General features: G+C 39.4%; 19 protein-coding genes and 1 riboswitch. Of the genes, 16 read left to right on the top strand and 3 right to left on the bottom strand.

The window, feature by feature from the left end; translation table 11 throughout:
* The first annotated feature begins 20 nt into the window (after window positions 1-20).
* The 4 genes from BM192_RS02620 to BM192_RS02605 all read left to right on the top strand — a co-directional run bounded on the left by BM192_RS02620 (window position 21) and on the right by BM192_RS02605 (window position 4299).
* Window positions 21-368 (top strand): hypothetical protein, encoded by a 348-nt coding sequence (locus BM192_RS02620; RefSeq protein WP_139218390.1) that lies wholly within the window; start codon window positions 21-23, stop codon window positions 366-368.
* Between the two features lie 102 nt (window positions 369-470).
* Window positions 471-2690 (top strand): outer membrane beta-barrel protein, encoded by a 2220-nt coding sequence (locus tag BM192_RS02615; RefSeq protein WP_051760295.1) that lies wholly within the window; start codon window positions 471-473, stop codon window positions 2688-2690.
* Window positions 2691-2869: 179 nt separating this feature from the next.
* Window positions 2870-3691 (top strand): universal stress protein, encoded by an 822-nt coding sequence (locus tag BM192_RS02610; RefSeq protein ID WP_037444844.1) that lies wholly within the window; start codon window positions 2870-2872, stop codon window positions 3689-3691.
* Between the two features lie 185 nt (window positions 3692-3876).
* The gene (locus tag BM192_RS02605; RefSeq protein WP_037444841.1) at window positions 3877-4299 is read left to right on the top strand and encodes a cupin domain-containing protein; all 423 of its coding nucleotides are present in this window, start codon (window positions 3877-3879) and stop codon (window positions 4297-4299) included.
* A 21-nt stretch (window positions 4300-4320) separates the two neighbouring features.
* Here the strand turns inward: BM192_RS02605 and BM192_RS02600 are convergent, their stop codons facing one another.
* Window positions 4321-5526 (bottom strand): FAD-dependent monooxygenase, encoded by a 1206-nt coding sequence (locus BM192_RS02600; protein ID WP_037444840.1) that lies wholly within the window; start codon window positions 5524-5526, stop codon window positions 4321-4323.
* Window positions 5527-5677: 151 nt separating this feature from the next.
* Here BM192_RS02600 and BM192_RS02595 point away from each other — a divergent pair, with 151 nt between their 5' ends.
* Window positions 5678-6952: an MFS transporter gene (locus BM192_RS02595; protein ID WP_201771434.1), complete on the top strand. Its 1275-nt coding sequence runs from the start codon at window positions 5678-5680 to the stop codon at window positions 6950-6952.
* 165 nt (window positions 6953-7117) lie between these two features.
* Here the strand turns inward: BM192_RS02595 and BM192_RS02590 are convergent, their stop codons facing one another.
* Window positions 7118-7543 (bottom strand): lysozyme inhibitor LprI family protein, encoded by a 426-nt coding sequence (locus BM192_RS02590; protein ID WP_037444838.1) that lies wholly within the window; start codon window positions 7541-7543, stop codon window positions 7118-7120.
* A gap of 366 nt (window positions 7544-7909) precedes the next feature.
* Between BM192_RS02590 and BM192_RS02585 the strand changes: the two genes are divergently transcribed.
* The 8 genes from BM192_RS02585 to BM192_RS02550 all read left to right on the top strand — a co-directional run bounded on the left by BM192_RS02585 (window position 7910) and on the right by BM192_RS02550 (window position 16441).
* The gene (locus tag BM192_RS02585) at window positions 7910-10066 is read left to right on the top strand and encodes a GH92 family glycosyl hydrolase (RefSeq protein WP_037444837.1); all 2157 of its coding nucleotides are present in this window, start codon (window positions 7910-7912) and stop codon (window positions 10064-10066) included.
* Window positions 10067-10194: 128 nt separating this feature from the next.
* Window positions 10195-11313 carry a Gfo/Idh/MocA family protein gene (locus BM192_RS02580; RefSeq protein ID WP_037444835.1) on the top strand — a complete coding sequence of 373 codons (1119 nt, stop codon included), beginning with the start codon at window positions 10195-10197 and terminating at the stop codon, window positions 11311-11313.
* 8 nt (window positions 11314-11321) lie between these two features.
* The gene (locus BM192_RS02575; RefSeq protein ID WP_037444832.1) at window positions 11322-11672 is read left to right on the top strand and encodes a DUF2200 domain-containing protein; all 351 of its coding nucleotides are present in this window, start codon (window positions 11322-11324) and stop codon (window positions 11670-11672) included.
* Window positions 11673-11854: 182 nt separating this feature from the next.
* Complete coding sequence (locus BM192_RS02570) at window positions 11855-12313, top strand: MaoC family dehydratase (RefSeq protein WP_037444829.1); 459 nt, start codon at window positions 11855-11857, stop codon at window positions 12311-12313.
* A 119-nt stretch (window positions 12314-12432) separates the two neighbouring features.
* On the top strand, window positions 12433-13971 hold the full coding sequence (locus tag BM192_RS02565; protein ID WP_037444827.1) for a sensor histidine kinase: 1539 nt from the start codon (window positions 12433-12435) through the stop codon (window positions 13969-13971).
* Entirely contained in the window at window positions 13964-14320 is a 357-nt protein-coding gene (locus tag BM192_RS02560) for a response regulator (protein WP_037444825.1), read from the top strand. Before BM192_RS02565 ends, BM192_RS02560 begins: the two co-directional genes overlap by 8 nt.
* A 39-nt stretch (window positions 14321-14359) precedes the next feature.
* Window positions 14360-15421 (top strand): sensor histidine kinase, encoded by a 1062-nt coding sequence (locus BM192_RS02555; protein ID WP_051760293.1) that lies wholly within the window; start codon window positions 14360-14362, stop codon window positions 15419-15421.
* A 90-nt stretch (window positions 15422-15511) separates the two neighbouring features.
* The gene (locus tag BM192_RS02550; protein WP_037444819.1) at window positions 15512-16441 is read left to right on the top strand and encodes a DUF5996 family protein; all 930 of its coding nucleotides are present in this window, start codon (window positions 15512-15514) and stop codon (window positions 16439-16441) included.
* Between the two features lie 14 nt (window positions 16442-16455).
* Here the strand turns inward: BM192_RS02550 and BM192_RS02545 are convergent, their stop codons facing one another.
* A complete protein-coding gene (locus BM192_RS02545) occupies window positions 16456-16932 on the bottom strand; it encodes a universal stress protein (protein ID WP_037444816.1) in 477 nt (158 codons plus the stop codon).
* A gap of 138 nt (window positions 16933-17070) precedes the next feature.
* Window positions 17071-17262: riboswitch (cobalamin riboswitch) on the top strand.
* 125 nt (window positions 17263-17387) lie between these two features.
* Here BM192_RS02545 and BM192_RS02540 point away from each other — a divergent pair.
* From BM192_RS02540 to BM192_RS02530, 3 genes are all read left to right on the top strand, one after another.
* Entirely contained in the window at window positions 17388-18329 is a 942-nt protein-coding gene (locus tag BM192_RS02540; protein ID WP_037444811.1) for a hypothetical protein, read from the top strand.
* 15 nt (window positions 18330-18344) lie between these two features.
* On the top strand, window positions 18345-19448 hold the full coding sequence (locus tag BM192_RS02535) for a DUF5074 domain-containing protein (protein WP_037444808.1): 1104 nt from the start codon (window positions 18345-18347) through the stop codon (window positions 19446-19448).
* Window positions 19449-19708: 260 nt separating this feature from the next.
* Complete coding sequence (locus BM192_RS02530) at window positions 19709-20602, top strand: bestrophin family protein (protein WP_074963873.1); 894 nt, start codon at window positions 19709-19711, stop codon at window positions 20600-20602.
* Window positions 20603-20607: the final 5 nt, after the last annotated feature.

Raw genomic sequence — 20607 nt, 5'->3', positions numbered from 1 at the left:
ATAACCTAATCAATAACGTCATGAAACATTTAATGCCATTTATAATTGTCATTGTATTTTTTATACTTATCGCCATATTCATCCTTGCTCTTTACAACTACAAGTTGAAGAAACGGATTATCGATGCAGGCCCATTAGATGAAACAGGTCTTAAGTTTCTGGCTCAATTATCAGGCTCTGGAAATGAAGCCGTAAAATGGGGTTTACTTTTGCTATTTGCAGGGATTGGGTTTGTCGTTCTGGAGTTTGTACCCTTTAGCGCGGAGGATTCACCTCTGCCATATGGTATAGAAATGATCTTTATTGCTGCGGGATTTCTGCTTTACTACCTCTTTTTAAAAAACCAAAAGAATAGCGATAGGCTATAGGTTTTCTAACTGAATACCATTCTTCTTCTAACCAATACTAAAGGATAAATACGCCTGATGGGATCGTTATGTCCAATATTACACCAATTTACACTTTCTATTATGAAACTTAAATATGCTATCATACAGTTGGCTATGATCAGTACTGTACTCCTAACTCAAACCATCGCGACCTTTGGCCAGACCGTAGTGAATTCCCGTAGCAACGCAGTCAAAGCTGATTCTTTAACGAAAAATGACAGTATAGTTGGCTTAGAGGAAGTGGCCATAACTGCTGGCCGACCAGTGATCCTGCGAAAGGCCGACAGGGTAATTTATGATCTGAAAGCGGATCCTGAAAGTAAAAGTAATAATGTGCTTACGATGATGCGTAAAATCCCATATCTCTCAGTAGATGGTGATGATAATTTGCTGATGAAAGGAAATTCAAGCTTTAAAGTGCTCATTAACGGAAAACCATCCGGTAGCCTGGAAGGTAATCTTAAAGCGGTATTGAAAAGTATCCCTGCGTCTACGATAGAGCGAATAGAGGTTATTACGACCCCGCCATCTAAGTACGACGCGGAAGGGTTGGCTGGCATCATTAATATTATTACGGCTAAAAAAATAAACGACGGGTTCAACGGCTCGGTAAATATTAATGAAAGCTTCCCGGTTGGCGGTCCGGGTATTGGAGGAGCATTTACGGCTAAGAGTGGTCGTTTCGGGATGTCTGCTTTTGGAGGCGGCGGTATTGACCATTCGCCAAAGACCTTTAATCGTAATAAAAGGATTGATGCTACTGGTACCACACTAGATCAGCAAGGCAATCAGCACTCCAATAACAAGACTGTATATTTTGGGACAGAACTGAGTTATATGATTGATACCTTGAACTTATTGACAGCACAAGTAAATTACAATGGCAGCCTTGTAAACGGTTATACTGCACAGGCATCGGACCTGATAGAATCAGAGGGATCTTTACAGCGATATATTGCTGAAAACGATAACAGGGCAACTGGTTATGGTACAGATGCAGGCCTTAATTATGAAATGGGCTTTAAATCGGTAAAAAACAGGTTACTTACATTCTCGTATCTGTTTAGTACTAATCTGAACGACAGGAGGGGCAGTGTGGCTTTTGGTGACCGTATGAATTTTACGACTCCAGACTTTGTGCAAACAGATCGCCAGCGATTTAAAGAACACACGTTTCAGATTGATTTTGTTACACCAGTTAAAAAACTGAGCATTGAGGCTGGGATAAAAGGAATACTGCGGAAAAATGATAGTGATTTTGACTATAGTCAATTAAACCCGATATCGGGTTGGTACCAAAAGGATCAGGCAATTTCCAATTCGTTTAGCAACACCCAAAACGTGTTCAGTGCATATAACTCTTACCGGCTGAATTTAAGCACCTGGAATATCAATGCAGGTATTAGGCTTGAAGAAACGATAATCCGTGCCGACTTCTCTAGTACAACTTCAGTTGCCGACCAAAATTATTTAAACGTCATTCCCTCTGTAGCTGTTGGTAAGGGGTTTAAGGACGGCAGCAGTATCAACTTCGGCTTTTCGCAAAGGATCAGGAGGCCGGGTATCAATAGGCTTAATCCATATGTGGACCGTTCAAACCCAAACTACGAAGTGACCGGGAATCCTGAACTAAAGCCGGTTCTGTTAAATGATATCCAGTTCGGGTATGGCAGTAACAAAAAACTGGCGGTGAATATTGGACTCAATTATTCGTTTATGAACAACTTGGATTTGCAGGTGCTCAGCTTTAATCCAGTTACGCAGATTACACGGATAACTTACGCCAATACTGGAAAATCTAGTAGCATAGGAAGTAACTTTAACTTAGGCTACCCAGTAACCAGCATATACAACCTGAACATTAACGGAAATGCGACATACCTTTGGCTTAGCGGAGAGGATAACGGCCAGCCGGTAAATAATGATTTGTTGATGTATGCTGTCACCTTGTCAAACGTTGTACGTCTTAGCCATGGCTGGGCTTTAAATGCAGACCTGGGTTTAAACAGCCGTAATCCGACGGGCTTACAGGGGTATACGAATGGCTTTTTTTACAGCGCATTTAATTTCAATAAGAATATCATTAAAGACAAATTCAGTATCGGTGGTGGAGTTAAAAATCCTTTTACTAAATACAGGAATAGTGTAAATACGAGTTTTGGTCCGCAGTTTACTCAGGTAAATGAGACACGTAATTACTTCAGATCATTCAACATCAGCCTAAATTACAATTTCGGAGGTCTAAAGGATCGCATCAGTAAAATCAGAGGGGGAATAGAAAATAATGATTTAGCGCGCTAAATTGACTGGGCGTAACTTCCAGGTGGTGTTGGATCTAAAATATAAAAAAAGGAGCTTTAGACATATATTAACGACTTTTCACTATTTTATCTAGAGGTCTGAGTGGTGATATTTACAGTACTTATGCGAGTTATCACATAAGTACTCTCTGATTGAACTTATAAAAATATAAATCCTCTATGATCAAGATCCTCGTTGCGACAGATTTTTCAGCTATTGCTGATAATGCTGTTGAATATGCTGCGGCTTTATGTCGGCAGTTTAACGCAAAATTAATAATATATAACGCATTTATTGTTCCTGTTCATGCCGCCAATACATTGCTGACTGCTGAAAGTTTTCAGGAAATGCTTGAAAAAAATCAAGGTAAATTGAAAAAATGTGCGGAGACAGTTAGTGTAAATTATGGTATTCAGGTTGCTTATGAAGCTAGTTATTCATTCGTTGAAGATGAATTGAAAAATCTTTTACTAAAATATGAGGCGAGTCTGGTGGTACTTGGTATGTCCACAAAAAGTTTGGAGCAGGATCTAATGGGCAACACGACTACTGCTGTAATTAAGAAAATGAAATTCCCTGTTTTGGCTATACCATCAGGTGCTAAATTTACAGGAATGAAAAAGATACTATTTGCCTGTGACGTGCTGCAGGGGGTACCCGCTAAGGTACTGGAGCAGGTCAGAAATCTATCCTCAGATTTGCATTCACAGATCGAGGTGTTTTTCGTTGATGAAAAAATAGAAGAGTTAAGAAACAGTGATTCGGCAACGCTGGCTATTGATATTATTAACGATGGTCTTGAGGGTGTTACATATTCTCATAAAAACGTTCGTTCCAGTGCCGTCATAGAAGAAATTGGTAAGGAAATTATAGCTTTCCAAGCAGAGCTTTTAATTATGGTTCCTAAGAAATACGGTTTTTGGGCATCTCTCGTACACAAAAGTAAAACGCGCATGCTAGCTTCTGGTCTGGAAATTCCACTGCTTTCTATTCCACTTTAAGTCGGTTGTTAAGCCTCTTATAGGTGTTTTCGTTATTCCTAATTCTTGCAAATACGGCTAATCAGTAAAAATGGTATGATTAGCCGTTATTTATATAACAATATATAGTCTAATGTTTCCGACGTTTGTGATGTCATCAGGAAATAAAACAAATGTTATATAATACTTAAAATAAGGAAGAAAACATGGAAATAACAGATAGTGAAAATGAAACAATCTTTCCACTTGGAAACCGAGGACCTGAGAACTGGTTCAGTGGTGAGGTGCATGTTCAGACTTTAGTAAGTCCTGAACAAATTGAGGGCTTATATACTGTTGGGCAGGTGACATTCAGCGCTGGCGGGAGAACATACTGGCACACACATCCAATTGGTCAGGTTTTGCTCGTTATCGAAGGAAAAGGATGGTATCAGGAACGTGGTAAACCAGCACAGGTGCTCCAAAAAGGGACAGTAGTCGCTATCCCTAAGGAAGTAGAACATTGGCACGGAGCGTCTGCAGATCATAAAATGGTACACATCGCAGTGTCCAATATTGCTGATGGTAACAGTGTAACCTGGAAAACTCCGGTTACGGGAGATGAATATGCAGAAGTGAATAAGCAATAATCATCCAGCGATTAAACGAAACTATTGACTCGTAAAATCAGGTAAGTCTATTTTGTCTTTTGTAGGGTCTTCGTCTTTACTGGCAAATAACTTACTGATTTTTCTTGCCGGGCGACTTGCTAAAATTCCGGCCATTGTATTAACCACTTTTACGCCAAATTTAGATTTCGGATGGGCAAGCCATGGAACTCCTGGCGGCAGCTTTTGAACGTTATTTACGAAAGGACGCATGCGTTCTTCATAAGCCGCAAAAGCGTCTTTATGCTTCTCATGCCGGGATAGTTCTCCCGCCAATAAGTAAGCACCTACAATTGCTAGCGTAGTACCCATACCTGTAAGGGGTGTAGGGCAATATGCAGCATCACCAATCATGCCTGCACGACCGTTAAACCATCTTGGTGCATGTACCTGGCTAACACCATCAAAATATACATCATCATTTTTTTCAACTTCTTTCATCAGTCGGTTTTCTTCCCAGCCGGCGCCGGAAAGTTTTTCTTTTAATACCTTTTTCTGTTCGCTGTTCGATAGGTTTTGATAACTCAAATTATCAGAAAGAAAGCTAAATGATGCCCGCACGGTACCCTGGTTATCGGGACGGATTACCATAACCCTTGACCCCGGTGCTGTATACCAACGGGCCCACTTTGTATCTGTATCGTTTTTAGGGATTGTGTACCATGCATTATATAGTCCGACGAATTTAATTTCCGGTTCATCTCCAAATAGGAGATATCTTGTTGTAGAACGAACGCCTTCTGCGGCTATCAGCAAATCAAAAATATCTATTCTTCCGTCGTTAAAAGTTGTGGTGACTCTGTCATCACCCTGGTCAATGGCTGTGATGTGTATCCCAAAGACATACTTCACTTTCTTTTTTGTTGCGTTGTATAATATATTTACCAGGTCACCTCTTAAGATTTCTGCCTCACTTGTAAACCCATTGGCGCCGTCTATTGGGAATGCAGCTTCTACCTGGTTGTTTTTGTTTACAAACTGCAGGCCTATCTCGCCTGTATTAGCTGCAAGGATTTCGTCTTCTAAACCCATTAGTCTGGTTATAGAGCGACCAGCACCTCTTATATCCAGATTCTGGCCACCTAGTCTTAATGATTTGGAACGTTCTATTACAGTTACATCGAAGCCATATTTGGCTAACCAGAAAGCCAGGGTTGGGCCTGCAATACTTGCTCCGGACACCAGAACTTTTTTATTTCCACTTTTCATATTCTTGATTAATTAAAGGTAACCGTTATATGATTTTGCTCATTAATATCATGGTGATGGCAATCCCGTGTGATGCGCAGGCCGGCCCTGATAATCAAACCTGCAGAACATTTGAATCGGTTAATCGTTATTTTAAAACAAAATAAGTCTTATGAGTCCAAATCTATTGACGCAACCTCTGGAATCCACAAAAAAAATACTTCCTATTATTCTAGGTACCGCCATTTTCATGCAGATGCTCGATTCGACGATCCTGAATACATCATTACCGGCCATAGCTAAAGATTTTAATGAGTCGCCATTGAATATGCAGAATGCGATCATTAGTTATGTGCTGACTCTAGCTGTATTTATGCCGGTTAGCGGATTTCTTTCAGATAAATTCGGCACCAAAAAGGTCTTCATTTTTGCATTGGTCTTATTTAGTGCAGGCTCTCTGTTTTGTTCACTTTCTCATAATCTGATACAGTTGGTAATTGCAAGGATGATACAGGGGGTGGGTGGTAGTTTAATGATTCCCGTCGGAAAACTGGCGCTAATCAAAACTTTCCCAAAAAATGAATTATTAAAAGCAATGAACTATGCTATTATTCCTGCGTTAATCGGTCCAGTTCTAGGGCCATTGGTGGGTGGCTATATGGTCGATTACTTATCATGGCACTGGATTTTCATAATTAATATACCTATTGGCCTAATTGGAATTGTTTTGAGCATTCGTTTTATGCCTGACTATAAATCTCCGATTATTGATTTTGATCTGAAAGGTTTCCTCATTTTCGCTGCAGCTTCCTTGCTATTATCGGTAGCCCTTGAGTTATTTGGTAATACGCTCTATGTTACGCCGGTGTTACTAGTCTTCTTATCTGGATTTTTAATGTTGTATTTCTATTATCGCCATGCTTCGACGGATAACAATCCTATCTTTCCTTTGAACCTGTTTAAAGTGAGAACATTCAGAGTTGGTATTGTAGGTAATCTGGCTACGCGCCTGGGAATTAGTGCTATTCCACTTTTACTCCCTATGATGATTCAGATTGCTTACGGAAGATCGGCGGTAACTTCTGGATGGATAGTGGCACCAATGGCTATCACAGCCATGTTCGGCAAATCTGCGGTAATTGGAATTTTAAATCGGTTTGGTTATCGGTTAACCTTAATGACTAACACTTTTATTATTGGCATTTTAATTTGTTGTATGGCTATACCGGGGGTAAACGCGTCGATCTACTGGTATATGCCTATTATTGCGATATTGGGGTTCTTCAACTCGATCCAGTTCACGGCAATGAACACCATTTCTATTGCCGACTTGCGCCAATATCATACCAGTAGCGGGAATTCGTTGATTTCAGTTAATCAGCAATTGGCCATTGGTTTTGGTATTGCCTTTGGACTCATCGTGCTGAAGATTTTCAGGGCGATGTAACACTAATAAATGACGAGATTCATAATGCGTTCAGATATACTTTTTTAGTAGTTGGACTATTAACTATCATTTCAGGATTAATTTTTAGAAGGCTTCATTTTAAAGATGGCGATAATATGAAATCTGAGGATAAACAATAATAGCCGATTCTTATGAATATTATTCCTAACGGGTTTTCACCGATCCATTACAAACGTCTCCTTCAGGAATACCATCTACCCAAACTTTAAGAACTTTGATGCGATCTCTGGTTAATGATGTCAGGTAGGTCGCCCTACATAATGATTCCGCAGTTCCATACTGTCCTTTTTCAGGAAATCTGGCCTCTAGATCGGCGTCTCGAAGTTTGAGCCAAAGACGTTGAGCAGTCTTTATATTTTTTATAAACTTAGTCTTTGATGCATATTCTTTAAGTATAGTTTGATATACCTTGTTGAGTTCATTATCGGCCTGTTTATAATTAACGGCGGCGGAACTATTCATTCCAAACTGTGACTGACCAAATGAATTACTGCAGAACAGCGTTAGGCTTAATGCTACAGATAATAAAAGAGTGAAATGCGTAGAGAGTTTGCTTTTGTTAGTTTTCATAGCTTGGAGTTATTTAACAGATCATTGTACCTGTCCCGAAGGCTTGAGTCAAATACTTGTTCACTACATTCTGAGACCGGAAATTGTTTGGTTTTCTACCTGTTTGCGTTAATTTGGATTCGACTCAGTCAAGGGAGCGGTAGTTAATTATGTCACGTATACCGTACTCTTGGATTTTTGTCATCATTGTTATGCTTTTTCATAATGTCAGTTGCAAATTTCGTGCTGAATATGCTGAAACCTAATTCATTTTCTCAGCGTACCGGTCGATAAATATCTATTGTTAATAATTATATGTTAATTGATAATTATCAAAAGTTCTTTTTAAGTATTTTGTGCGACCAAATAGAAGCTAAATCGTTTAATATGAAAAAAAGATGCACGAGTTTGCTGTTGATAATCCTGTTTTTATCTACCGCAGTTAAGAGTCAGACGAGCAAAACAAATACGAAGTATGTAAATACTTTTATCGGAACAGAGGCAGTTACAGATCCAAAGATTCTTGGATTTGAGTTGCCAGAAGACTGGAGAGCTTGGTCTGGACTTACTTTTCCAGGTAGTTCATTACCAAATGCAATGGTTCAGCTCAGCCCTATGACAAAATACCAGCCGGCGGGTGCCGGGTATGAATATGAAGATTCTGTAATAGTCGGGTTTACTCATACGAATAAAGGACATTGGAACTTAGGAAATATTCCTGTACTGCCTATGTCAAATCCAGGCTCAAAAGCAGGTTCCCGTTTTTCTCATAAAAACGAAAGCGCCGAGCCAGGTTATTATCAGGTATATCTTGAAGATTATAAGGTGAATGTCCGTCTGACATCAACATTAAGAACTGGTTATCATAGCTATGAGTATACTAATAATCATAGCAGACAGGTATTGTTCGACTTATCAAAAGCACTTAGTGGCGTAAATAACTGGAATATTGAGCAGGTAAGTAAATCTGCTCTAAAAGGATTTCAAGGGGGAGAGAACGTCTACTTTTACGCAGTTCTGAATACAGATATTGAAAAGCTGGAAATCAAATCCACAGGCGAAAAAGACGGCTATGCAATAGTGCACTTGGCGGATGGAGGAAAAGGCCCGGTAGAGCTTAAAATAGGATTGTCATTTGTAAGCACAGCCAATGCAAAAGCGAATCTGGATAAAGAGATCGGTAATAAATCGTTTGAGTCCATTCGTAGTGAGGCACACAAGACCTGGGAGAAAATGCTGTCGGCCGTTCAAGTGAAAGGTGGAACAGAGAAACAAAAGGTGATGCTTTATTCTTCTTTGTATCGCTCACTTCTGTGGCCTGCACTGCGTAGTGATGTGAACGGTGAGTTTAAAGATGCTAAGCATACAGTTGTCAAAGCAGATAATTACAAATACTATACCGAACCGTCTTTATGGGATACTTACCGCAATAAGGATGTTCTTTTAGGGTTAATGTCTCCGCAGGTTACTACTGACGTGATTAAATCAATGAAGGACGTCGGAGACAAGACTGGATTTATTCCTACCTTTTTTCATGGTGACCATGGAGCTTCCTCCATTGCTGGTGCTTATCTGAGGGGGATCGATAATTTTGATGTTAAAGGTACCTACGACATTCTGTTAAGAAATGCAAATGTATCACCCGGAGCGCGTCCTTTCCTGGATGAATATCTTAAAAAGGGTTTTATATCTGATCCGGATGTCGATAATCCTCATGTGGAAACCAAGGCCAGAGCGGGAGTATCTAAAACCCTGGAGTATGCTTATGATGATTATTCGCTTGCGCAGATGGCAAAAAAGCTAGGTGATACAGCCAATTACAGAATCCTGATGGCAAGATCTAATAATTATAAAAATATGTTTGATCCTTCTACACGGTTTATGAGGGGCAGACTGGAAAATGGAGACTGGATCACACCTTTTAATCCACAATATCCCTACTATGAGTACATGTATCGTGAGGCTAATGCCTGGCAAGTATCATTTTACGCACCTCATGATATGAAAGGTCTGATTGCGTTATACGGAGGAGATAAAGGCTTTGAGTCCAAGCTGGATTCGTTATTTACCCTGCCGTGGAATCCAAAGTATATAGCCAGAAATGTGGAAAGTATGATCGGGCAGTATTGCCACGGTAATCAGCCCGATCATGAAGCACCATTTTCTTATCATTTTATTGGAAAACCTGAGAAGTCCCAGAAAGTAATTGATAACATCCTGAATAATTTATATGGTATAGGTGAGCATGGTTTAGCACTTTGTGGTATGGATGATGCTGGAGAATTGTCCTCCTGGTATGTATTTACTGCATTAGGTTTTTATCCATTTTCGGCCACCGATGCCGAGTATATCGTGACTGCCCCACTATTTGACGAGGTTAAATGGACAACGCCAAATGGGAAGGTACTAACGATCACAAAACCTGAAAAGGGAAGGGCTATTACCGAAATAAAAGTTAATGGAGAAAAAAATAAAGGCTATTTTATCTCTCACGATCTGTTTAAAAACGGAGGTAAAGTAGAGATAATCACGGAAAAACTTTAGCGGCAGGCAGGCTGACGTGTTTGTTTAATTTTTTCCTGTATTGTGTTGTACTATAATTAGTTGAAACTGTACGGAGTGATATTTGTTCTTGATAAAACTTATATTACAGACTAAATACATTTAAACTTATGAATTCACGTCGGGATTTTTTACAAAAGTTAGGCGGATCCGCCCTGGCCTTACATCTGGCATCCGTTAATAGTTGGGCTGCCGGTAAGAATGAATATAATGAACTTTATGACGGGCCAGTTTTGCGGGTAGCGATAATGGGTTTGGGCGGGTACGGTAGCCGTGTTGCCGAAGCGATGCAATCATGTGTTAAAGCTAAACTTGTCGGTGTGATTAGCGGTACGCCTTCGAAAGTCAAAGACTGGCAAAGCAAGTATGGGATTTTAGAGAAGAACTGTTACAATTATGAGAATTTTGACAGAATCATCGAAAACCCTGATATTGATGCCGTATATGTGATAACGCCTAATGCTTTACATCATGACCACGTAATACGTGTAGCTAAAGCGGGTAAACATGTAATTTGCGAAAAGCCAATGGCTTTGAATGCAAGAGAAGGACAGGAAATGATTGACGCCTGTAGAAAAGCAAACGTTAAACTGCTGGTTGGCTACCGTATGCATTTTGAACCCAAAACACTTGAAATTATTAAAATGAGAAAGAATGGAGATTTTGGGAAAATTACATTCTTTCAGGGCTTGTGTGGTTTTAAAATTGGTGATCCTAAACAATGGCGATTGAATAAACAAATGGCTGGTGGTGGAGCGCTTATGGATATTGGAATATACGCTATCAACGGTGCGCGTTATATGGTTGGTGAAGAACCTGTATGGGTCACCGCACAAGAAACCAAAACAGATCCTGTACTATTTAAAGAGGGGGTTGATGAAACTATTCAATTTCAATTTGGGTTTCCCAGCGGCGCGACAGCTTCTTGCTTATCAACATATAACATGAATAATCTGGACCGGTTTTTCCTGAATGGCGATAAAGGATTTGCAGAACTGCAGCCCTCTACCGGTTATGGTCCAATTAAAGGCCGTACAAATAAAGGTGAATTAACCCAGCCTGTAACCACTCATCAAACCGTACAGATGGAAGAAATGGCTGGGATCATTCTAGAAGGAACCCCCCCAGTTGTGCCTGTAGATGGCGAAGAAGCTTTGAAAGATTTAAAAATCATTGACGCGATCTACCTGGCGGTTAAAACGAATAAAAAGATTACCCTTAATCTTTAGGATGGGATATGGAAAATACCCGAGTATTTAAAATGCCCTTCGCTGGGGTTTACCCGCATTATATTCAAAAAGCGGAAAAAAAAGGACGTACAAAAGATGAAGTAGACGAGATTATATTTTGGCTTACGGGATATGATGCACAAACATTGCAACAAAAACTAGATAGCAGAATAGATGTTGAAACCTTTTTTGAGCAAGCACCACAGATAAATCCTAATACTTCAAAAATCACTGGTGTAATCTGTGGCTACCGTGTCGAAGAAATTGAAGACCCGATAATGCAAAAGATACGCTATCTGGATAAGCTGATTGACGAATTGGCGAAGGGTAGGGGAATGGAGAAGATTTTAAGGAAGTAGGTCGAGTATTCTTTAAACTAAACGGTATACTTTAATGAATTTTTATGCCGCACAGAAATTTGTGACCAGATGATTTGGGACATCAATTTCAATTGCTATATTATGATACTATCACGGCACGGATTTGGCGTGTAGCAAATGGGAACTGAAACAACTTAAATCGATAAAAAAGGAATATAAATATGTTAGTTATTAGAAATTTTGAAGAGTATAAATCTTATTTAGGCAAAGAAATAGGGGTTTCGAAATGGCATAAAATAGATCAACACCAAATAAATAAGTTTGCCGATGCGACTCTCGATCATCAATGGATTCATGTAGATAAAGAAAGAGCTGAAAAAGAGGGGCCATTTAGTGCGACTATTGCACATGGATACTTAACCTTATCACTCATTCCATATTTATGGAAACAAATTGCTGATGTTCAGAATATTAAGATGGAAATAAATTACGGGATTGAACAGTTTAAATTCGGTCAGGCTGTAGTAGTAGATAGTGAAGTGCAGTTAAAAGCTAAGCTTAAGTCGATAGTAAATCTTAGAGGTACCACTAAAGTGATTATTGAAGCCACACTTATCATAAAAGATCACGCCAAGCCTGCCTATACAGGAGACGTTATATTTTTATATCATTTTATTTAGTCAATATCTCTAATCCAAATTGAGAAAAAGATCGTATGTAAACAATTAATTAATATAGGCATACAATTGTTTTTACAAATGATATAAACAAAATGAGCTTTATAATGTAGTGTATTTTAATGAATTCAAATATCAAACCCAATTTAACTGATCAGGTGCTTCTGGAAAAAGTAGTGGAAGCAGCGAATACCGGGATAGTAATTACCGATAATCTATTGCCTGATAATCCTATCATTTATTGCAATCCGGCATTCGAACGGCTTTCTGGTTATAGCCGTGAAGAGATCATTGGGCATAATTGCCGTTTTTTGCAAAATCAGGATCGCAAACAGGAATCCCGAAAAACGGTGCGTGAAGCAATCGCCAGAGGAGAGAGCTGTATGGTTGAATTTAGAAACTACAATAAGAGTGGTGAGCTATTTTATAATGAACTATATCTCTCTGCCGTGAAGGATGATAAAGGATGCGTAACCAATTTTATTGGAATCCAGAATGATATCACAGACAGAAGAAAAGCTGAACAGGCCTTACAATTATATTATAATGAGACAGACCGTAAAGTCGTAGAGCGAACCCGGATGTTGAAAGAGAATGAAGAATACCTGTCCAGTATTGTAGAAACTATAAGAGAGAGCTTACTGGTGATGGATAAGGATTACCATATTCTGAGTGCAAATAGTCATTTCTTGAATACATTTAAAGTATCTATTAGTGAAACTAAGGGTAAAATGCTGTATGAATTAGGAAACGGACAATGGGACATCCCTGAACTTAGAAAGATGATGCTGGAAATTCTTCCTACAAACAACCCTGTACTGGATTATGAAGTGGAGCATGAATTTCCTCATATCGGAAAGAAGCTGATGTTGCTGAATGCACATCGGATTGAACTGGAGGGGCAGTTTAAGGATAGAATTCTACTGGCTATTGAAGATATTACTGAGCGTAAAGCTATAGAACAGCGCAAAGATGATTTCCTGTCTATTGCGAGCCACGAACTGAAAACCCCTTTGACTACCGTGCTTGGCTACGTACAAATGATGCAACGCCTGATGCCCGAAACTGTGAGTGATAAGTTCAGATCAGTGGTCGATAAGACTGGGGTTTATGTAGACAGGTTGAACCAATTATTGGCGGAACTGCTCGATGTGTCCCGGATACAAACCGGTAATCTGGAATTACATATGGAATCTTTTGATTTCGATAAGATGGTCATTGATACTATTGACGGGCTAAAGGCTGCGACACCGGGTTATAACATAATTTTAAAAGGTAAAGTTGAAGCCGTTTTTAATGGCGACGAAATGCACTTAGTCCAGGTTCTGACCAATTTAATCAGTAACGCAATTAAATATTCGCCTGAATCACATGAGGTCGAGGTCTACGTATCTAAAGTAAGTAACTTTGTTAAAGTCTCCGTAAAGGATAAAGGTATGGGGATTAAAGAAGGTGAATTGAAAAAAATATTCGAGCGGTTCTACCGCGTTGGTGAGATACAAAAACGCTATCCTGGTATGGGAATTGGTTTATATATCTGTGATCAGATCGTTAAAAACCATGGAGGTACGTTATGGGCTGAAAGCAAAATAGGAGAGGGCTCTGTTTTTAGTTTTACTTTACCAATAAAGGATTATACGGGAGAGGCGAGCAATGGTTAAGAAAATTATGATTTGTGACGATGATAACGGGATATTGGAAATGATGGAAATGATCATTGAAGAGTTTGGTTTCGATGTGTTTACAGAAGCAAATAGTGTAAATGTTTTAAAACGGCTGGAGTCAGAAAAACCTGATCTGTTATTATTGGATATATGGATGCCTGTTCTTTCCGGAGACCAGGTTTTAAAGACGATTAAAGCGGAGCCGAAGTTTTCATCTTTACCGGTAATTATGTACTCTGCCAGTGCAGAAGGTCATATCATTGCAGAGAAATCAGGTGCCTCTGATTACATCGCAAAACCATTTGATATGAATGATCTGGAAGCTAAAATAATAGCCCTGTTATAAAATATTTTATTCGTTTGCTACTGCTTATTTTATACTTAAATGGAAATCGAATTACAATCATCTGCCACTTACCCTTTTGGTTCAAATGTTCATTTTGCTTATCAGGTCGTCACTGCCGAACTTCTATATCTGCATCCTGATTTTCATTGGGTTATTGATCAGCAAGCTAATCTGAAACTGCATGATGTACTGATGTCCGCCATTCACCCCGATGATTGGGCAGAATTAAAAAATGTTTTTGACAAAGCCATTGGAGGAAAATTCAGCGGCAGCGTGAAAATAAAGTTTGATACGACCCTGGGGTTTCGTTGGCTCCAGATCTGCCCGTTTATAGCCAGTCAGCATGGAAATCTTATTTTACTGGGAAGCATAACCGAGATTACAGATGAAGTTGCTAATCATGAGATTATTGCCCGTTATACAAATAAGAAGAACTCAATATTACATATGCTTGCCCATGACCTGCGGGGACCACTGAATATCGCCAAGTCGGTTACCAAGCTAATAGATGGTGAAATAGAGGAACCCCAAATACAGAAAAAAACGCAATACATTGCAGGGATTCTTCAGCAGGCAATTGATCTGATAGCAGACTTATTGAACAGAGAGTTTCTGGAAACCACCGAAGTGATTTTAGTTAAGAAAAAAGTAGACATCGTATGTAAACTCAATGAATACCTGGAGGAATGCAGACGATCGGAAGATCTTGCCAAACTCAGTTTCAGATTGCTGAGATCAAATGAGGAAATATTTATTGAACTGGATGATGCAAAATTCATGCAGATTATAAATAATCTGATTTCCAATTCATTGAAATTTACCCGGCCACCTGGAGAAATCATTTTAGAAGTGATAGATGCTGGAGATCAGGTTCAATTTAGCTTTTCTGATAACGGTATAGGTATTCCTGAAAATCAGCTAGACGAAATCTTTGAGGAATTTACTGCCTCACGCAGGCCTGGCCTGAATGGCGAGCCTACTTTAGGACTCGGCCTGTCAATAGTTAAAACCATTGTCGGTTGGCATGGCGGAACTATTTGGTGTGAAAGTGTGGAAGGTTCCGGTACTACTTTCCATTTTATACTTCCAAAAAGCCATTGATGCATTATCCATCTGATTTTAACTTTGTCTTATTATTTAAATTCCCTTGAGCATTGCTTATCTTGTATCTGAACCTCAGATAATTCGATCATGAAAACTACCACTCAATCCTGGCCGGTACTAGATTACGAAAAGTATAATAATACACTCGCAACAGTCCATTTATGGACACAGATTGTTGGTAAAATCAGGCTGTCAAATTCTCCCTGGGTCAATCACTCCTGGCATGTAACACTCTATGTCTCTTCGAGAGGCCTCACTACCGGAAGCATTCCTTATTCCAATGGTATATTTCAATTGGATCTTGATTTCATATCGCATGAGTTGATCGTTTCTTCGAGTGACGGCCAGCGAGAGATCATATTGCTTTATCCGCGCACTGTAGCTAGTTTTTATAAGGAGCTTTTAAGTAAACTTGAACTCATGGGAATTGAAGTAGCCATTTATGCTTCTCCCAATGAGGTTGACCCTGCAATTCCTTTTATGCAGGACGAAATACATAAAAGTTATGACGCAGTTCAAATGAACTTACTTTGGATGGCTCTAGTTAAAATAGAAAAAGTCTTCACCAGGTTTCGGGCCGGTTTCACGGGGAAGGTAAGCCCTGTGCATTTTTTTTGGGGTGCCTTTGATTTGGCTGTGACCCGTTTTTCCGGTAGGGAGGCACCAATCCATCAGGGCGGAGCACCAAATATGCCAGATAGGGTCATGCAGGAAGCATATTCCCATGAGGTCAGTAGTTGTGGCTTTTGGCCAGGTAGTGAGCTGTCTCCGTCACCGGCATTTTATTCTTATTGTTATCCGACTCCTGAAGGGTTTGGAAAGCAATCTGTACAGCCCGCCGAAGCATTTTATAGTGAAGAAATGGGCGAATTTTTCCTTACTTATGATGTAGTGCAGCGCTCAGGAAATCCCGAGGAATTACTAATGCAGTTTCTGGTATCAACTTATAAAGCCGCGGCTATTACAGGGAACTGGGACAAGGAGCTGGAGTGTAATCTAAGACATTTTGAACGATAGCTAATCCATATTGATTAATCTGTTAAAAATGCAAATTCGGGTACAATGACTGCCGGACATCTAGCGTTACCAAGTATGTCGCTGATGACCGTTCCATACTGGAAATCATCATTGTTACGTGCACGGTAACCTCCCATAACGACCATCAAAATATTTTCTCTTTCGGTAATCAGATTGGTAATATTGTCTGCAAGCGACCCTCCTTCGACAAGACATTCTATCTTTGGTTGATATACATTCTCTGATGCAGCTGTAAGTTGATTAAGGCGTTCTGCTTCCCTTTTCAATTTGGATAGGCTATTTTCCCGGAGTGCAGGGTAATCAGTGTCAGGCCAGTTGTCAAAGGTAGAAACTGGTATGAAATAGGAGTGGAACAGCAACAGGTTAGCCTGAAACTTACCGGCTAATACCAAAGAATATTCAGCTGCATTTCGTGCACAACTGCTGAAATCGGTCAACACAATTATAGTTTTAAGATCTTGATCACTCATAGAATTGGTTTGATTAGTTGAGTTATTAAAGTTACTGTGTTATTACGATATGAAAATGATAATACTCACCTAATTTACTGATAACGAGCATCTTTTTTATCAGACAAACATATCAGTTTTTTTTCTACATTATTTCATTACATTTGCGGCGCTTTTGGTTCCAGGAATAACGCCCAGGATTAAAAGGGAATACAGTGAAAATCTGTAACTGTCCCGCAACTGTAAGCGCCATAACGATTTTCTAATCTAGCCACTTTTCTGCTTCGACAGAATGGGAAGGCTTGAAAGTCGGGCGTGAGTCAGGAGACCTGCCTTTAGCAATATGATTTCATAGCTTCCGGGGATTGAAGCTAGGATGAGACTTAAAATATTGTATTTCATTTCCTTGTTTAACTGTTTGCTGTGGGGTTGCAACTCATATTTGCATTTCGTCAGGGATAATACTTTCGCTTCCTATGAGAATAAAATTAATTCCAGCGCTCTTTGTGCTATCAATCGTTACTTTTTCCTGTAAGAAAGAACAAACGGAAGGAGAGAGAGAATTACCTCCTGTGGTAAACCAATCACCTTATCTAAACAAAATTTATGAGTTTAGACCCGCTCCCGGACAATTTACTAATGAGGGAGGTAATAATGACCTTGCCAAAACAGATATTCTTGTAGGTGCTGTGGGCAATGGGCTGGTATCATTAGGAGGTTATGGTGGTTATATCGTCTTTGGTTTCGATCACGCTGTTACGAATGGACCTGGTGTTGATCTGGGGATTCATGGCAACCCCTTAATTGGGTTAGGGGTGGAGTTTTCGGAACCTGGCATAGTGAGCGTGATGCAGGACAAAAATAAAAATGGCTTACCAGATGATGAATGGTTTGAGCTGGCGGGAAGTGATTATAATGCGTCAACAACCATTAAAAATTATAAGATCACTTACTACAAACCAGCAAGCCTGACTGATGATATCCGTTGGACTGACAACCAGGGTAAGGACGGTCTGGTGCTGAGAAATCAGTTTCATAAACAGGATTATTACCCGGGCTGGGCAACTACCGATGAAATATCTTTTACCGGTACCTTAGTTCGTAACACATTAACGCCAGGATCTATTATCACAAATAAACCTTTGGGTATCGGATACTCGGATAATGGATCGAGTGAATATTTAAGCCTGCAGGAGCAGTTTGGACGCGGTTACAATACTTTTGACATCGATTGGGCTGTAGATAGCAATGGAAAGAAAGTTGCGTTAGATGCGATCGATTTTGTTAAGGTTTATACAGGACAGAACAGTAATGGAAATCCTTTTAGCCCTGATAATAATAATCCGAGGTCCCGTTTTGTCGGCGAAATATCAACAGAATTTGCGGGCGCCGCAGACCTCAAATTACTAAAGAAATAAACAACAAACTATACAATGAAACAATTTAACATCAGACAACTACTTTTTGCTGCATTAATTGTCACTACAAGCTTATACTCTTGTAAAAAAGACAATGTTGATAGTCCGGAAATTGATCCCTCAGGGGCCAAATACGACAATGGGTTTTTCGTTATCGGAGAAGGTTCATATGCAAGAAATGCCGGAGCAATTAATTTCTACAGATACGGGGATGATACGTTGAGCATAAGGGCTTATGAAAAAGAAAATCCAGGTAAAATACTAGCAAATAATTCGCAAAGCAGCACGCTGCAATTTGCTTCAGTAATTAATAACAGCATTTACTTGATTAGCAAAATGAACGGGCCGATTGTTAAAGTAAGCGCGTCGACTTTAAAAGAAGAAGCCAGATATGTTCAGGAAACCAGTAATTGGAGAAGTATTATTCAGGTAGACGGAAACCGCGGACTTTTAAGTGCGGGTGATGGTGTTTACCAAATTGATTTAAACAATCTTGCTATTCAGAACAAATTGATTAACGTAAGTGCGGTAAACACAGGTGACATGTTGAAGAATGGCGATTATGTTTATGTATTGCAAAGTAACGGTGCTAAAATCTTGTCTGCCAGTAACTATTCATTCGTGAAAAGTTTTTCTAACCTGAGCCGTGGTTTTGCAGAGACGCCAAATGGTAAAGTATGGGCCTCGACAGGTAGCCGCTTAATTGCAATCGATAGTAAATTGGATACTGTAGGAGTGGCTATTCCAGTAAGTCTAGGGTCATCTGGTTTAGATGCACCTACAAGAATAACCGCTTCAACGAAAGAGAATGCTGTTTTTTATCATTCTGGCAAATCAATCTATAAGTATATTGACGGTAATGCATCTACATTGGCTAAGCCTTTTATTACCATTACTGAAGATCCATTTATGGTTTATGGCGCTATCCGGTACGATAGAAACAAAGATTATATTGTTGTTAATGGAATTCAGGGCTACGGCGCTGCTTCAACAGTTAATTACCTGTTAATTTATAATGCTTCGACTGGTGCTTTAGTTAAGAAAATAAAATACGGTGGAGACGGCGTTACAGTAGATTTTAGTAAGATCTTCTTTCCTGATCTGACTGTATTTCACTAAGTCTTACTAAATCAACGTATTAAATGCTTAAAGCGGGCGTGTCACATACGATGACACGCCCGCTTTTTGGAATCGATAAAAAAAGATGGAGGGAAGAATCTTCAATTTCCCGATTTTGAGGTAAAAAATAGGCAGTAATATCATCATGGTCGTAGAATTACAGATGTCTGCCAGTCAGACATTTACAGGTGCTATAGCAAATAAATTAAACGACTTGTTCTATAATGGATTCAGATTTGCTAAGCTGTAAAAAACGATATATGTTACTTAAAAAGCGGATTCCTTTTAGTTATATCTTCAATAAGGTAAAACTCGAATTATTTCATGTACTAATCATTGGACTTGTTGTCTATTATCTTACGACCAAATTCAGAGAATTTATTCCGGTGATGCCCTTAGGTATTCCTGCATTTCTGGGTACGGCGATATCGGTTATACTTTCCTTTAAGCTCAATCAATCCTATGACAGATGGTGGGAAGCGAGGAAGATATGGGGGAGTATTGTAAATGATAGCAGAAGTTTTATACTGCAGTTGCAGTCATTTGTTATCAAGCCTAATGCAGATGATATAAAGAAAATTGCATACAGACATATTGCGTGGTGTTATAGCCTGAGTCAATCATTAAGAGGCCAGGACGGTGCCGCAAATCTGAATGAATATTTATCCGTTGAAGACGTAAACAGCTTGGAAAAACATCACAATAAGCATTTAGCTATTCTCCAGTTGAATGCGCAACATGTCGCAGATCTAAAAGAGCGTGATAAGCTCCATGTTTTTAATCATGTTCAGATAAACAACTCCATGGTTAATTTTTCTAATGCTATGGGAATGGCAGAGCGGATTAAAAGCACTGTGTTTCCGTCCACTTACAGGTATTTTTTACATTTAATTATCTACCTCTTTTTGATTACACTTTCTATCTCGCTCCGCGATATTAAAAGCTATTTTGAAATACCACTTTTGCTGGTGATTTCTGCAGCTTTTTTTCTGCTGGAGAAGACCGCAAGCCACCTTGAAAATCCGTTCAGTAATTTGCCTACCGATACTCCAATGACGACGATCTGTAATACCATTGAAATTAATATCAAAAACTTACTGAACGAAGAAGTGAATACTGCGCCCGCGGTTTCTGAATCTTTTTATATTTTGTAAAGATC

Source organism: Pedobacter antarcticus, assembly GCF_900112985.1.
Taxonomy (GTDB): Bacteria; Bacteroidota; Bacteroidia; order Sphingobacteriales; family Sphingobacteriaceae; genus Pedobacter; species Pedobacter antarcticus.
The sequence above is the reverse complement of the archived record's forward strand: the minus strand, read 5'-3'. Positions and strand labels throughout refer to the sequence as shown.